Annotated in this window: 11 protein-coding genes; 7 read left to right on the top strand and 4 right to left on the bottom strand. The window is 45.5% G+C overall.

Annotation, left to right across the window (positions count from 1 at the left end; genetic code table 11):
- The first annotated feature begins 115 nt into the window (after nucleotides 1-115).
- The 4 genes from guaB to OCU87_RS13305 all read left to right on the top strand — a co-directional run bounded on the left by guaB (nucleotide 116) and on the right by OCU87_RS13305 (nucleotide 5470).
- Nucleotides 116-1579: an IMP dehydrogenase gene (gene guaB / locus OCU87_RS13320; RefSeq protein ID WP_062690291.1), complete on the top strand. Its 1464-nt coding sequence runs from the start codon at nucleotides 116-118 to the stop codon at nucleotides 1577-1579.
- Nucleotides 1580-1698: 119 nt separating this feature from the next.
- A complete protein-coding gene (gene guaA / locus OCU87_RS13315) occupies nucleotides 1699-3282 on the top strand; it encodes a glutamine-hydrolyzing GMP synthase (RefSeq protein ID WP_062690292.1) in 1584 nt (527 codons plus the stop codon).
- Nucleotides 3283-3638: 356 nt separating this feature from the next.
- Entirely contained in the window at nucleotides 3639-5198 is a 1560-nt protein-coding gene (locus OCU87_RS13310; protein WP_062690293.1) for an AbgT family transporter, read from the top strand.
- A gap of 137 nt (nucleotides 5199-5335) precedes the next feature.
- Nucleotides 5336-5470, top strand: coding sequence for an AbgT family transporter (locus tag OCU87_RS13305; RefSeq protein WP_141226221.1), 135 nt, complete (start codon nucleotides 5336-5338; stop codon nucleotides 5468-5470).
- A gap of 90 nt (nucleotides 5471-5560) precedes the next feature.
- On the opposite strand, the gene fghA is transcribed toward OCU87_RS13305, so the two are convergent.
- A complete protein-coding gene (fghA, locus tag OCU87_RS13300; protein ID WP_094955932.1) occupies nucleotides 5561-6406 on the bottom strand; it encodes an S-formylglutathione hydrolase in 846 nt (281 codons plus the stop codon).
- Nucleotides 6407-6557: 151 nt separating this feature from the next.
- Nucleotides 6558-7688, bottom strand: a complete 1131-nt coding sequence (locus OCU87_RS13295) for an S-(hydroxymethyl)glutathione dehydrogenase/class III alcohol dehydrogenase (RefSeq protein WP_261857371.1) — start codon at nucleotides 7686-7688, stop codon at nucleotides 6558-6560.
- A gap of 209 nt (nucleotides 7689-7897) precedes the next feature.
- Here OCU87_RS13295 and OCU87_RS13290 point away from each other — a divergent pair, with 209 nt between their 5' ends.
- Both OCU87_RS13290 and tadA read left to right on the top strand, forming a co-directional pair.
- Complete coding sequence (locus OCU87_RS13290; RefSeq protein WP_094955930.1) at nucleotides 7898-8767, top strand: LysR family transcriptional regulator; 870 nt, start codon at nucleotides 7898-7900, stop codon at nucleotides 8765-8767.
- Between the two features lie 142 nt (nucleotides 8768-8909).
- Nucleotides 8910-9398: a tRNA adenosine(34) deaminase TadA gene (gene tadA / locus OCU87_RS13285; RefSeq protein WP_062690297.1), complete on the top strand. Its 489-nt coding sequence runs from the start codon at nucleotides 8910-8912 to the stop codon at nucleotides 9396-9398.
- A 167-nt stretch (nucleotides 9399-9565) separates the two neighbouring features.
- Here tadA and OCU87_RS13280 read toward each other — a convergent pair whose 3' ends face one another.
- Both OCU87_RS13280 and mltF read right to left on the bottom strand, forming a co-directional pair.
- Nucleotides 9566-9721, bottom strand: a complete 156-nt coding sequence (locus OCU87_RS13280; protein ID WP_261857370.1) for a hypothetical protein — start codon at nucleotides 9719-9721, stop codon at nucleotides 9566-9568.
- A gap of 211 nt (nucleotides 9722-9932) precedes the next feature.
- Nucleotides 9933-11447 carry a membrane-bound lytic murein transglycosylase MltF gene (mltF, locus tag OCU87_RS13275; RefSeq protein ID WP_083540967.1) on the bottom strand — a complete coding sequence of 505 codons (1515 nt, stop codon included), beginning with the start codon at nucleotides 11445-11447 and terminating at the stop codon, nucleotides 9933-9935.
- A 405-nt stretch (nucleotides 11448-11852) separates the two neighbouring features.
- Here mltF and purL point away from each other — a divergent pair, with 405 nt between their 5' ends.
- Complete coding sequence (purL, locus tag OCU87_RS13270) at nucleotides 11853-15770, top strand: phosphoribosylformylglycinamidine synthase (RefSeq protein WP_261857369.1); 3918 nt, start codon at nucleotides 11853-11855, stop codon at nucleotides 15768-15770.
- Nucleotides 15771-16238: the final 468 nt, after the last annotated feature.

The raw sequence follows: 16238 nt of genomic DNA, 5'->3' as shown, positions 1-16238 counted from the left end.
AAAAGAGTCAATAAAAAAATATAATTTTTTTGTAGCCAAACGATTGCATCATACGTATAATTCGTTCGCAATATTTTATCCTCCTTTAAACCTTAACTCGGTGTGAGATATTGCAATGTTACGTATCAAACAAGAAGCTTTAACTTTTGATGATGTTCTGCTGGTTCCAGCACACTCTACGGTTCTCCCTAACACTGCCGATCTGCGCACCCAACTAACGAAAAAGATTTCGCTCAACGTTCCAATGGTTTCTGCTGCAATGGACACAGTAACCGAAGGTCGCTTCGCTATCGCGTTAGCTCAAGAAGGTGGCATTGGCTTCATTCACAAAAACATGTCTATCGAACAACAAGCTAACCAAGTACGCATGGTTAAGAAGTTTGAAGCAGGTGTTGTGTCTGAACCTGTGACAGTAAAGCCATCAGCAACCATCGCTGATGTTAAAAAACTGACTATTGAAAATGGTTTTGCTGGTTACCCAGTTGTGAGTGATAACAACGAACTTGTTGGTATCATCACTGGTCGTGACGTTCGTTTTGTTACCGACCTTTCAATTAAAGTTGAAGACGTGATGACGCCAAAAACAAAACTGGCGGCAGCAAAAGAAGGTGCTTCTCGTGAAGAAGTTGAAGCCATCATGCAAGAACACCGTGTAGAGAAAGTGCTACTGGTTAATGATGATTTCCAACTGAAAGGCATGATCACTGCAAAAGATTTCCAAAAAGCAGAACGTAAACCTAACGCATGTAAAGATGAGCGCGGCCGTCTACGTGTAGGTGCTGCGGTTGGCGCAGGCGCAGGCAACGAAGAGCGTGTTAAAGCGCTGGTTGAAGCGGGCGTTGACGTTCTACTTATCGATTCATCTCACGGTCACTCTGAAGGCGTTCTACAACGTATTCGTGAAACCCGTGAAGCATTCCCTGAACTACAAATCGTTGGCGGAAACGTAGCCACAGCCGAAGGTGCTCGTGCACTTATCGATGCGGGTGTTGATGCGGTTAAAGTCGGTATCGGCCCTGGTTCTATCTGTACAACACGCATTGTAACAGGTGTGGGTGTTCCACAGCTTACTGCTATCTCTAATGCAGCCGATGCGGCCGCTGAGTACGGCATTCCTGTTATTGCCGATGGCGGTATCCGCTTCTCTGGCGACATGTGTAAAGCGATTGTTGCTGGCGCATCATGTGTGATGGTTGGCTCTATGTTCGCTGGTACTGAAGAAGCGCCGGGTGAAGTTGAACTTTACCAAGGCCGTGCCTACAAGTCTTACCGTGGTATGGGTTCTTTAGGCGCGATGTCTCAAGGCTCTTCTGACCGTTACTTCCAAACAGACAATGCAGCAGACAAATTAGTACCAGAAGGCATTGAAGGCCGCGTTGCTTACAAAGGTCACATCAAAGAAATTATTCACCAGCAAATGGGTGGCTTGCGTTCAAGCATGGGCTTAACCGGTTCAGCAACGATTGAAGATTTACGAACTAAAGCTGAGTTTGTTCGTATCTCTGGTGCGGGTATTAAAGAGTCACACGTTCATGATGTGACCATTACAAAAGAAGCACCAAACTACCGTTTAGGTTAATTTTACCTGACGAGTATTGATTAGGCGAAAACGTTTGCCTAATGATGAAACTTCTATAAGATCGGGGGCGCTTTCAAGCCCCCCACTATTATTTCAATTATTTTTGAGACTTCTCGATAATGACTACATCTACAAATATTCATGACCAGCGCATCCTTATTTTGGATTTTGGTTCTCAATATACTCAGTTAATTGCTCGTCGTATCCGTGAAATCGGTGTTTACTGTGAGCTATGGAGCTGGGATGTCGATGAAGCCGACATTCGTGACTTTAACCCGAACGGTATTATCCTTTCTGGTGGCCCGGAAAGTGTTACTGAAGCTGGTTCTCCACGTGCACCACAATATGTTTTTGAAGCTGGCGTACCTGTGTTTGGTGTGTGTTACGGCATGCAGACCATGTCTGAGCAGCTTGGCGGTAAAGTTGCAGGCTCAAATGAACGTGAATTTGGCTATGCGCAAGTTAAAGTTGTTGAGCCAACAGGCCTATTCAAAAATATTGAAGATGCTATCGCAGAAGACGGCGCACCATTACTTGACGTATGGATGAGCCATGGCGATAAAGTTGTTGAAATCCCATCTGATTTCGTAAAAGTTGCAGAGACAGAAACCTGTCCGTTTGCGGCAATGGCGAATGAAGAAAAACGTTTTTACGGTGTACAGTTCCACCCTGAAGTAACACACACGCGTCAAGGTATGCGTATGATTGAGAACTTTGTTCTTGAAGTGTGTGGCTGTGAGAAACTGTGGACTTCTGCAAACATCATCGAAGATGCTGTTGCAAACATTAAGGCACAAGTGGGTGACGATGAAGTTATCCTTGGCCTATCTGGTGGTGTTGATTCATCGGTTGTTGCTATGCTTATTCACCGCGCGATTGGTGACAAGCTAACATGTGTATTTGTTGATAATGGCTTACTTCGTTTAAATGAAGGTGAGCAGGTTATGGACATGTTCGGTGACCACTTCGGTCTGAACATTGTGCATGTTAAAGCGGAAGACCGTTTCCTTTCTGCACTAGCAGGTGAGAACGAACCTGAAGCTAAGCGTAAGATCATCGGTCACGTATTTATCGATGTATTCGATGAAGAATCGAAAAAGTTAGAAAATGCAAAATGGTTAGCACAAGGTACGATTTACCCTGATGTTATCGAATCTGCAGCATCTAAGAACGGTAAAGCACACGTTATCAAATCTCACCACAACGTGGGCGGCCTTCCTGATGACATGGAAATGGGCCTTGTTGAGCCACTACGTGAATTGTTTAAAGATGAAGTACGTAAGATTGGTCTAGAGCTTGGCTTGCCTTACAACATGCTTTACCGCCACCCATTCCCTGGACCGGGTTTAGGTGTACGTGTATTGGGTGAAGTGAAGAAAGAATACTGTGATTTACTACGTCGTGCTGATGCAATCTTTATTGAAGAACTGCATAAAGCCGATTTGTACAATAAAGTATCACAAGCGTTCACTGTATTCTTACCTGTTCGCTCTGTGGGCGTAATGGGTGATGGTCGTAAATACGATTGGGTTGTATCACTGCGTGCAGTTGAAACCATCGACTTTATGACTGCGCATTGGGCACACCTACCATACGACTTCCTTGGTAAGGTTTCTAACCGTATCATTAATGAAGTTGATGGCATCTCACGTGTTGTTTACGATATTTCTGGTAAACCGCCAGCAACGATCGAGTGGGAATAATGCCCTCTAGGTATTGCTAGTTTACACAGTTAAAAAGACACCTTCGGGTGTCTTTTTTCGTTTAGAAAGGCCATTAGGGAATCGGTGTGTTGAGTTATACGGCCTAAAAAAGGTTACGAGGTTGGGTGTTTTTGGTGTTGTATTTGTTAGGGGGATGTTCTCTGTTAATCTCCGTTTACAATATAAACAAATGCAATTCGTCTGATTCTTGGTCTAACGCGCTTTTTTAGGCTGCATTTACATTACAATTTCTTGAAAGTTTTCTCCTAGTCTGAGAAAAACGATGATCAACTGGCGTATAAGAAGTACAGCAAATAATTCGCCGCAAACCAACACTACACATCCATGGAGTTCCCATGAGTAATCAAGCAGCAAAAACAGCACCGGAAGCGTCATCTGGTGGTATGAATAAGTTTTTAAACTTTATCGAACGAGCAGGAAACAAAATTCCAGATCCTGCATTGTTATTCTTCTGGGGACTATTAATCGTATGGGCATTATCAGCATTGCTATCGCAAGTTGATTTTGGCTTTATTCACCCAGTTACTGGTCAAGCGGTTGAAGTGAAGAACTTACTAACGGGTGAGTCTTTCGCAAGCTTCTTAGCAAATATGGTGAAAAACTTCACTGGTTTTGCTCCTCTGGGTATCGTACTGGTTGCGATGTTAGGTGTGGGTGTTGCTGAAGCATCTGGCTTCATTAACACGGGCCTGAAGAAGATGTTGAACTTCACGCCAGCAAAACTACTAACACCTATGCTGATTCTAGTTGCGATTGTCTCGCACACGGCAGCGGATGCAGGCTATGTTCTGGTAATTCCTCTTGGTGGTATCATCTTCCACGCAGCGGGTCGTCACCCACTAGCGGGTATTGCAGCAGCCTTTGCTGGTGTATCGGGTGGTTTCTCTGCTAACTTCATCCCTTCAGGTATCGATCCACTTCTAGCTGGCTTTACACAATCAGCTGCTCAAATTTTAGATCCTGATTACATTGTGAACCCACTTTCAAATCTACTATTCACGGGTTTATCGTCGATTCTTGTTGTTGCTATCGGTTGGTATGTAACAGAGAAAATCATCGAACCACGCCTTGCGAATACACCGATTGATACTGATGCAGAAGAAGCTCCAGATATGGGTTCTTTCTCTGAAATCGAAAGTAAAGCATTCTCGCGTGCGGGCTGGGCTATGATTGCGGGTATCGTTGTACTTGTTGCTTCTGTATTCCCTGAGACATCACCCCTCCGTTCTCCAGATGGTGAAATCACAGCGTTCTCGGCTCCACTGATGCAGTCGATTGTACCGCTGATCTTTATCCTCTTTGTTATTCCGGGTGTGGTTTACGGTAAAGTTGCTGGCACATTTAAAGCTAGCGACGATGTGATTAAAGCAATGTCAGCAACCATGAGCAGCATGGGCAGCTTCATGGTAATGGCATTCTTTATTGCTCAATTCCTAGTGGCGTTTACTCAATCTAACCTAGGTACACTACTGGCGCTTTCGGGTGCTGAACTGCTGCACGCAATGAACTTACCCGGTCAGGTAACGATTGTTGGTATGATTCTACTTACTGCGTTTGTGAACTTACTTGTGGGTTCTGCATCAGCGAAGTGGGCACTGATTGGTCCTATTCTTGTACCAATGCTGATGGCTGTGGGTATTTCTCCTGAGCTAACGCAAGCGGCATACCGTGTTGGTGATTCTGTTTCTAACATTATCTCACCTATGATGGTGTTCTTCCCTCTGGTTGTTGTTTACATGCAACGCTACGTGAAAACATCGGGTATTGGTTCGCTGGCTTCGATGATGATGCCGTACTCTATTGCAATGCTGATTGGTTGGACTATCTTCCTATTGGCATACTGGGCACTGGGTATACCTCTTGGTATCCAAGCTCCGTACACTTACTCAATGTAATGTTAGATAGCCTTTAGGCTAGTACATTATGCTAAAGCCTCGCATTGCGAGGCTTTTTTTATGGCTCAGATATAACTTCTTAGCGCTACTGAGCTACTGATTTACTCAGGTTTAGGGGATTATATTACTTACCCTTCATGCGTAACTACAAGCCAGAGCTAACCTTTGGTGATGTGATTGCGATGATGGTGCCATACTCGCTGGCTTTCCTATCGGTATGGACAACCGTGCTAGTATGTTTCTTCGCGTTTGAGATCCCATTGGGTTTCTAAGCAAAAAGGCATGACCGCTTAAGCCAAGATAGAAACAAAACAGCCCAGCATTTGCTGGGCTATTTTGTTTTTGGCATAGGGCGCTACGGATTATAAACCTAGGTGTTTCGCGTGGAAACGTAGGTGATCATCAATAAAACTCGAGATAAAGTAATAGCTGTGATCAAAGCCTTCTTGTAAGCGTAGTTCTAGTGGGTAACCCACTTGTTCTGCTGCATCTAGCAAGGCTTGTGGTTTTAATTGCTCTGCTAAGAAATTGTCTTGTGTGCCTTGATCAACCAAGGCTGGCAGCTGTGCTTGGCTGGCTTTCATGAGCTCAGTGGTATCGTACTGCGCCCAATCTTCTTGGTTGGTGCCCAAGTAACCAGTAAATGCTTTTTGCCCCCAAGGACAATTCATTGGGTTAGTGATCGGGCTAAACGCAGAGATTGAACTGTAACGCTCAGGGTTCTTTAATCCAATGGTCAGTGCGCCGTGTCCACCCATAGAGTGACCACTGATTGCACGCTGGGTTGTCACTGGGAAATTCGCTTCAATAAGCGCTGGCAGTTCAGATACCACATATTCATACATACGGTAATGACGGTGCCAAGGTGCTTTTGTTGCGTTCAGATAAAACCCTGCGCCTAAGCCAAAATCGTAGCTGCCTTCTGCATCATCAGGTACATCGTCACCGCGAGGGCTAGTATCTGGTGCCACAATGGCCATACCTAATTCAGCGGCTAGACGCTGTGCGCCTGCTTTTTGCATGAAGTTTTCATCGGTACAGGTTAAGCCTGATAGCCAGTAAAGCACGGGTACTTGCTGGCCTTGTGCTATTTGTGGTGGCAAGAAAATAGCAAAACGCATGTCGCAATTTAATGCGGTTGAGCGGTGAGTGTATTGTTTGTGCCAGCCGCCAAAGCTTTTATTGGCACTGATGTTTTCTAATGTCATGGTCGGCTCTCAATGTTGAAGTACTGAAACAGAAAATAAAAAAGAAATGCGTGTTTAAAAGAAAGATAAAGTGCTCTAGAAAGAGCGGTAAAAAGAACAAACAGCACTGCAATTGCAGTGCTGAATGAGTATCGGGAACGGGGAGGTGAGATTATTTATCGTAGTGGATAACGCTACGGATACTCTTGCCTTCGTGCATTAGGTCAAACGCATGGTTAATGTCTTCAAGACCCATAGTGTGAGTAATGAAATCATTCAGTGCGAACTCACCTGCCATGTAACGGTCAACAATTTCTGGTAGTTCAGAGCGGCCTTTAACACCACCAAATGCAGAACCACGCCATACACGACCCGTCACAAGTTGGAATGGACGCGTTGAGATCTCTTGACCAGCACCAGCAACACCGATAACTACCGATTCGCCCCAGCCTTTATGACAACACTCAAGTGCTGAACGCATCACGTTGACGTTACCGATACACTCAAATGAGAAGTCTACGCCACCGTCTGTCATCTCAACGATCACTTCTTGGATTGGCTTGTCATAGTCGTTCGGGTTGATACAGTCTGTTGCGCCTAATTTTTTCGCTAGCTCGTATTTGCTTTCGTTGATATCAACACCAATGATGCGGCTTGCACCAGACATAGTTGCACCAATGATTGCAGAAAGACCGATACCGCCAAGACCAAAGATCGCAACCGTATCGCCTTTTTGTACTTTGGCAGTTTTAAGTACTGCGCCCATACCCGTTGTTACACCACAGCCTAATAGGCATACTTCTTCTAATGGTGCTTCTTTACTCACTTTAGCCAGTGAGATCTCAGGCAGTACTGTGTATTCAGAGAAAGTTGAACAGCCCATGTAATGGTAAATTGGCTGACCATCTTTATAGAAACGGGTTGTACCGTCAGGCATTAGACCTTTACCTTGTGTTTCACGCACCGCGCCACAAAGGTTGGTTTTACCTGATTTACAGAATTTACATTCGCCGCACTCTGCGGTGTAAAGTGGAATAACGTGATCGCCTACTTGAACACTCGTTACGCCTTCACCAATTTGTTCAACAATACCGCCACCTTCATGGCCAAGCACCGCTGGGAAAATACCTTCAGGATCGTCGCCTGAAAGAGTGAATGCATCGGTGTGGCAAACACCAGTTGCGATGATGCGCACTAATACTTCACCAGCACGAGGCAACATTACGTCAATTTCTTCAACAGATAATGGTTGGTTAGGGCCCCAAGCAATAGCTGCTTTTGATTTGATAAATTGGTCAGACATTTTCATTCTCTCTTTAAGACTCTTGGTCTGTAGTTATTAGTCACACTTCACTTCGTACTAATAGACAGTAGAAGATAAAAGTGAGAACGACGAAGGTTTCAATCGTAATCGTGAAAGCGCTGTCGTTTGTTTTGATGAGGCTATTGTATTTATTTCTACATGAATGATAATTACCCTAATTATCAAATTACTTTTACTCAGGTGTAATAATGTTTCTGTGGGAAGGGGTGATGGAGTTTGTGGCCGTCGCTGAGCGTGAAAGCTTTACCAGTGCCGCTAAACAGCTAGGCATTTCAACTGCTCAAGTGAGTCGGCAGATCAGTGCGTTGGAAGGTCGGCTAAGCACTAAGTTGTTTTACCGCACTACACGTAAAGTTTCTCTGACTGAAGAAGGCGCTATTTATTATCGACACTGCCGCCAAGTTCTTGATGGGTTGGAAGAGGCAGAGCGAGCTATCACCAGCCTACGAGATAAACCCCAAGGGTTAGTGAAGTTAACCGCCCCAGTGACCTATGGGGAGAAATTTATTATGCCGTTGATTAATGACTTTCAGCAGCTTTATCCCGACGTATTGATCAATATGGATCTGACCAATCAACAGGTCGATTTGGTCGAGGCCGGATATGATTTGGCGATTCGATTAGGGCGCTTGTCAAGTTCGAGTATGATGGCGAAACGCTTAACAACGCGTACCCAGTTTGTGTGTGGTTCGCCTGATTATTTGGCGAAGTATGGTACACCGCATTCGTTATCTGAATTGCATCAGCATAATTGTTTAGTTGGTAACTATGACCATTGGCACTTTCAAGAGCAAGGAAAAGATAAATCGGTCAAAGTAGGCGGCAGTTTGCGATGTAACAGTGGCTATGGTTTGTTAGATGCGGTGCGTAAAGGCACTGGATTAAGTCAGTTACCAGATTATTATGTAGCGGACGATTTGGCTGATGGTTCTTTAGTGGCGGTGCTGACACAGTATCAAGAACCTGAAGAGGGGATTTGGGCACTCTATCCGCATAATCGGCATTTATCACCAAAAGTACGGATGCTGGTGGATTACCTTGCACTAAATTTAACCTAGAAAAATAAACTGGCACTGGGTTAATGCTTATAATTCGTTATAATCCCGAGCCAAACATAACCCCTGTAGTACGAGAATCATCGTGACCGAGCAAACCTCTACCGATATCCATCTAGCCGACCCTCATCAAGATGAGCGTTATATGCGCCGTGCCATTGAATTGGCGGGTAACGCAGAAGCTGAAGGCGAAGTACCTGTAGGTGCTGTCGTGGTATTAGATGGACGTGTGATTGGAGAAGGGTGGAACCGCTCTATCGGTCAGCATGATGCTACTGCACATGCTGAAATTATGGCACTGCGCCAAGCTGGCAAAGTGGTGCAAAACTACCGTTTATTGGACGCGGTTATGTACGTGACTTTAGAACCTTGTCCTATGTGTGCTGGTGCTATGGTGCATTGCCGAATCGGTAAGGTGGTGTATGGCGCGCCAGATCTAAAAACGGGCGCCGCTGGCAGTACTATGAATTTGCTAAGTTACGACCAAGTGAATCACCATGTATTGTGTGAATCGGGTGTGTTAGAGCCAGAATGCCGTGCGCAACTACAAGCTTTTTTTAAGCGTCGTCGGGCGGAAAAGAAAGCAGAAAAACAAGCACGTCGCGCACTAGAGGCTAACGATAAAGAGGCATAGTGATAAGACGCGATATTATAAAGAAAGCTCAGTCTGTTTATCAAACTGAGCTTTTTTGTTTCAAGCTTATAGTGAATCTGTCTATGGGCGGTCGCACAGGACTTGGGCGCATTCATGGTGAAAACAGCGCTAGTAGAGATTAACAGTAAGGTATTAGTACCGAGTAATTACACACACTCGCCAAGCTGGATCAGAGAATAGCTACGCTGACGCCATAAGATTTTTCGGCGTACGTTAACACTCAGACGTTTACGGCGGGTCGCTGCGGAGGTCATATTTTTTTGAAATGTAGGACTGGCGGATTTCCGTTTAAATAGCTTCATTTATCCTCCCTTGATTCTGGGTCCGTTATATATAAATCAATACTACTTATAGCGACGCTGAAGAGAACGACATTGTTCTAAAACCATCGTGCTAGGTCTCATTATTTCTCATACCAAGTGTGAGATTGTTTACGAATAGTACAGTTTGTAAAGAAAAAGCCTGCTTGGAAGGCAGGCTTTAATTATTCGTGAAATTTTGTACTACGGCTTATTACTGAACAGCATCGCTACTGTTTTCTGATTCATTTGCAGACGTCGCTCCGCTTACGTTTACCGCTTGTTTTTGCGGTGCCTGAATGATTTGTAAGCCATCGATATTAGCGATGCCTTCATCTTGTACTGGCTCGCTGTGCGCTTGTTCGTAACCAATAATGCTTTGGTAATAACGACGGATGTTCTCGACGTAATTTAAAGCTTCATCACCACGGGCATAGCCGTAACGCGTTTGGCTGTAGTATTTACGCTGGCGCAGTAAAGGTAGACGTTGTTTAACATCACTCCACGCATCAGGGTTACCACCTTGCTTTTGGGTTAAGCGGCGGGCATCCATCATGTGGCCAAAACCAACATTGTAAGAGGCGAGGGCAAACCACACTTTCTCATGCTCTTCGATACTATCAGGTACGCGAGCAATCATTTTACGTAAATACGCGCTACCACCACGGATACTCTGCTCGGGGTCTAGGCGGTTATTCACGCCAACTGATTTGGCGGTTGGCAGTGTTAACATCATCATGCCACGCACACCTGTTGGTGACACTGCACGAGGGTTCCAGTGCGATTCTTGGTAAGATAAGGCTGCTAATAAACGCCAGTCAAACTCGTTGGAATATTGCTTAAAGAGTGCTTCCCAGCGAGGTAGCTTTTTCTCAATCGCCCGCAAGAATGCACGGGTGTCGACGTAATCAAAAGAATCAACATGGCCGAAGTATTTCTCTTCTAGATTGGCCAGTTCGCCACTCTGCTGAATGTCGCCAAAAAACTCAATCAGCAGCGCATACAAGCTGTCGTTGGGTGATTGATTTACAAACCAAGCAATGGGTTCGTCTTCTGTTAGCTCCATCGCGATAGCAATGTCAGGGTGAATACGTTGAAGCAAAGCCACATCAACTGAATCCGCCACGGTAAAGTTAAGTTCACCAGCAGCCACTAAACGTAGCAGTTCATCACTGTCGGTATCGTCAGAGGCTTCCCATACTAAGTCAGGATAAAGTTCTTTTAATTGCAGTAAGCGTTTTTCATGGCTTGAACCTTTGACTATTTTTAAGCTGCCTTTATTTAGTGCTAGATCACTTGGTTTACGTGGGCGCCAATTCCCTTTTTTATACACCACCACTTGGCTAGCAAAGTAGTAAGCAGGTGCGGCTTTAAAGGCATTGATACGATCGGGGGTAATGGTTAAGCCAGCAGCAATAATATCGACATCGTGACGTTTTAAAGCAGGGAAAAGCCCAGAGAGGGTGAACATAGGTTGCATTTCAAGCTTAACCCCCAGCTTTTTGGCAAAGCGCTGGGCAAGTTCATAATCTAGCCCTGTTGGGCCGTCATTACCGATATAGTAAGAAAGCTGATTATTCAGCGTGCCAACGCGAAGCACACCGCTTTCACGAATGCGTTCTAAGTCGTCTTGAGGTTGGCTTTGCCATTTACATCCACTAAGGCCGAAGCAAGCAAATGCAACCAGTACCAAGGCTTTGAAGCGAATGTTGAATGAATGACTGTTCAAATATACATGCTCATCATTATAGTTTGGTGTTCTTTATACCAAATGACGACGGATCATCAAAGTAACCTGATAGTAATCATGTACTCAATATAACATTTAAGATTATCGGTCCGGTGCATACTGATTGTCAGCTTTGTGGTGATAATGCTATTGAAACGATCGGGAAATGCTTTTTTTATGCTGAAATTACGTGTGAATGGAAAAAAAACACGCAAACGGTTGCGTCAGGTGTTACGTCACCAAACAATTTCCCTTATACTACGCCCAAACATGAGCTATACACCTCGAAACTGAGCCGTGTAATTGCTGAAAAAGGTGACATTGATGTGGTAATAGATGCCAACAGGTATGTATTACTAGATCAATATCACCTTCATTCAACTGCTAATCGAGAGTCGTTCGCACATGGAAATTTTGCGTGGTTCACCCGCACTATCTGAGTTTCGCGTTAATAAGCTATTAGAGCGTTGTCGCGAATTAGGTCTGCCTGTGACTGGCATTTATGCCGAGTTCATGCACTTTGCTGATTTATCAGCGCCTCTTACTGCCGACGAGCAGATCAAGCTTGCAAGCCTGCTGACCTACGGCCCAACGATTGCCGAGCATGAGCCAGTTGGCACCTTGCTACTGGTAACGCCACGTCCTGGCACTATTTCGCCATGGTCTTCTAAATCAACGGATATCGCCCGCAACTGTGGTTTAACACACGTTAAACGTTTAGAGCGTGGTACAGCGTATTACGTCGAAGCGACAGCAACACTAACGAATGAACACATTGAAGAGCTGAAAGGCTTAATCCACGACCGTATGATGGAAGTGGTTTACGGTGAATTTGAAGCCGCACAAGCCTTGTTTGTTCAAGCTGAACCTGCTCCAGTGAAATCTGTTGATATTCTTGCTGGTGGCCGTACGGCACTAGAAGAAGCAAACGTCACTTTGGGCTTAGCATTAGCAGAAGACGAAATTGACTACTTAGTGGAAAACTTCACTAAACTTGGTCGCAACCCGAATGACATTGAATTGATGATGTTCGCTCAAGCGAACTCAGAGCATTGCCGTCATAAAATCTTTAATGCTGACTGGACGATCGACGGTGTTGATCAAGACAAGTCACTGTTTAAGATGATCAAAAACACTTACGAAAAGAACCACGAGCACGTCCTGTCTGCTTACAAAGATAATGCAGCGGTAATGGAAGGCTCTGAAGTGGGTCGTTTCTTCCCGAACCCAGAATCTCGCCAATATAACTACCATCAAGAAGCGGCACATATCTTGATGAAAGTTGAAACACATAACCACCCAACGGCCATTTCACCTTGGCCAGGCGCATCAACAGGTTCAGGCGGTGAAATCCGTGATGAAGGCGCGACGGGGATTGGTGGTAAGCCAAAAGCTGGTTTGGTTGGCTTTACGGTTTCTAACCTGCGTGTACCGGGCTTTGAACAACCTTGGGAAACCGATTTTGGAAAGCCGGGCCGTATTGTTACCGCGTTAGATATTATGCTGGAAGGCCCATTAGGTGGCGCAGCATTTAACAACGAATTTGGTCGTCCTAACCTTTTAGGTTACTTCCGTACGTACGAAGAGAAAGTAACGTCACACAATGGCGAAGAAGTACGTGGTTACCACAAGCCAATCATGATTGCGGGTGGTATGGGTAATATCCGTGCTGATCATGTTCAGAAAAAAGAGATCCCTGTGGGTGCGAAATTGATCGTACTGGGTGGTCCTGCAATGAACATCGGTCTTGGCGGCGGTGCTGCATCATCAATGGCGTCAGGCCAGTCGGCAGAAGATCTTGATTTTGCTTCAGTACAGCGTGAAAACCCAGAAATGGAACGTCGTTGTCAGGAAGTGATCGACCGTTGTTGGCAGATGGGTGAAAACAACCCAATCGCCTTTATCCACGATGTGGGCGCGGGCGGTATCTCAAATGCATTACCTGAGCTGGTTGATGATGGTGAACGTGGCGGTAAATTCCAGCTACGTGATGTACCTAATGACGAACCAGGCATGAGCCCGCTAGAGATCTGGTGTAACGAATCACAAGAACGCTATGTGATGGCTATCGCGCCAGAAAACATGGCGGCATTCGATGCCATTTGTAAGCGCGAACGTGCACCGTACGCTGTGGTCGGTGAAGCGACTGAAGAGCGTCACCTAACGCTTGAAGATAGCCACTTCGACGATACGCCAATCGATATGCCAATGGATATTCTATTGGGTAAAGCGCCGAAGATGCACCGTGATGCAAAAACGCTGAAAGTTGAAGGTCAGGCAATTGACCGTGCGGGTATTGATTTAGAAGAAGCCACCCAGCGTGTACTTCGTCTGCCAGCTGTCGCAGAAAAAACATTCCTTATCACCATTGGTGATCGTACGGTTACTGGCCTAGTGGCTCGTGACCAAATGGTTGGCCCATGGCAGGTACCCGTTGCTAACTGTGCAGTAACTGCTGCAAGTTACGACACCTACCACGGTGAAGCAATGTCGATGGGTGAGCGTACACCTGTTGCTCTGCTTGATTTTGGCGCATCGGCACGTTTAGCGGTAGGTGAGGCTATTACCAACATCGCAAGTGCAGATATTGGCGACATGAAGCGTATTAATCTGTCAGCTAACTGGATGTCGCCAGCAGGTCACCCTGGTGAAGATGCGGGTTTGTACGAAGCCGTTAAAGCGATTGGCGAAGAACTATGCCCAGCGCTGGGTCTAACGATTCCTGTGGGTAAAGATTCGATGTCGATGAAAACCCAATGGGAACAAGACGGTGAACACAAAGAAGTGACCTCACCATTATCGCTTGTGATTACTGCTTTCGGCCGTGTAGAAGATGTTCGCAAAACAGTAACGCCTCAGCTGCGTACCGATAAAGGCGATTCAAGCCTAGTGCTTATCGACTTAGGTTGTGGTCAAAACCGCCTTGGTGCAACAGCTCTGGCGCAAGTTTATAAGCAGCTTGGTGATAAACCAGCAGACGTTGATAGCCCTGAATTACTGAAAGGCTTCTTCACTGCAGTTCAACAGCTAGTACGTGATGAGCAAGTGCTGGCTTACCATGACCGTGGTGATGGTGGCTTATACGTGACGCTAGCAGAAATGGCATTTGCTGGTCACACCGGTGTTGAAGTTGATTTGAACACCACTGACGGTGACGAGTGTGACGATGTACTCGCTACCCTGTTCAACGAAGAATTGGGCGCGGTGCTACAGATTCGCACTGAAGACCTAGAAGCCGTACAAGCGGTATTGGCTGCAAACGGCTTAGATGATTGTAGCCACATCATTGGTACTGTGGTTGATGAAGACATTGTTCGCATTTGGAATGGTAACGACCAAGTGCTAGAGCAAAACCGTACTGAACTTCGTACTATTTGGGCTGAAACAACCTACCAAATGCAAGCGATGCGTGATAACCCAGCTGGTGCACTGCAAGAGTTTGAAGCGAAGAAAGACAACAGCGACCCAGGTCTAAACACCAAGCTAACATTCGATATTAACGAAGATGTGGCTGCACCGTTTATTGCACCTGCAATCAACACGGGTGCAAAACCACAAATGGCTATCTTGCGTGAGCAGGGTGTGAACTCCCATGTTGAAATGGCAGCCGCATTTGACCGCGCTGGCTTTGAAGCGAAAGATGTTCACATGAGCGATATTCTGTCTGGCGACGTGAAGCTTGATGGCTTCAATGGGTTGGTCGCGTGTGGCGGCTTCTCTTATGGTGATGTATTGGGCGCGGGTGAAGGTTGGGCGAAGTCAATTTTGTTCAACAACATGGCGCGTGATCAGTTTGAAGCTTTCTTCCATCGTAACGACACCCTAGCATTAGGTGTGTGTAATGGTTGTCAGATGATGTCGAATCTACGTGATTTGATCCCTGGCGCAGAGCTATGGCCACGCTTCGTGCGTAACGAATCAGAGCGTTTTGAAGCGCGCTTTAGCTTGGTTGAAGTACAGAAGAGTGACTCGTTGTTCTTTAATGAAATGACAGGTTCTCGCATGCCAATCGCGGTTTCTCACGGTGAAGGTCGTGTCGAAGTTCGTAATGCTGAGCACCTTGCTGCAATCGAGCAATCAGGTACAGTGGCACTGCGTTACTTAGATAACTTCGGTAACGTGACGCAGAACTACCCAGCCAACCCGAACGGTTCGCCAAATGGTATTACGGGTCTGACGACACAAGATGGCCGCGTGACTATCATGATGCCGCACCCTGAGCGTGTATTCCGTACTGTTGCGAACTCATGGCACCCAGATGATTGGAGCGAAAACAGCCCATGGATGCGTATGTTCCGTAATGCACGCGTTAACATCGGTTAATAGCTGTAAAATTAAACATCGGGCAGGCTTTTTGCCCGATGTTTGTTTATTCAGTTGTAACTGCCTTTTTATTCACCATTTCAAGCTTCACCTCCGACCTCTCAATAAGACATTATCTGTATAATCGCGCCCCTTTCATTAGAAGCATAATTATATTACTACCCTAGCGTCATCATAAAGTTCCAATACCATCAATAAGTTAACTAGTTGTTTAATGGTCGCTGGTATAACGCTTTGGTTCTTCGGACTTTCGTGATGATGATTATTATCGTTTGCTTCTATTTCTGCTAAATAGCATTACAACCTGTTATCGATGATTTTTCCCTGCGTATTGTGTGGTGGTTGAAGTTTATTGATTGAAAAGGGAGTAGTTGCTGTCTTGATTTATGGTGTCTAGTGTTTGGTAATTCATTTCAATCTATAAACCGATCTCACCGCCTTTCTCTTAAAGGTTGTTTTGTGGTGTTG

It is taken from the genome of Photobacterium sanguinicancri (genome assembly GCF_024346675.1).
GTDB classification, from domain to species: Bacteria; Pseudomonadota; Gammaproteobacteria; order Enterobacterales; family Vibrionaceae; genus Photobacterium; species Photobacterium sanguinicancri.
The sequence above is the reverse complement of the archived record's forward strand: the minus strand, read 5'-3'. Positions and strand labels throughout refer to the sequence as shown.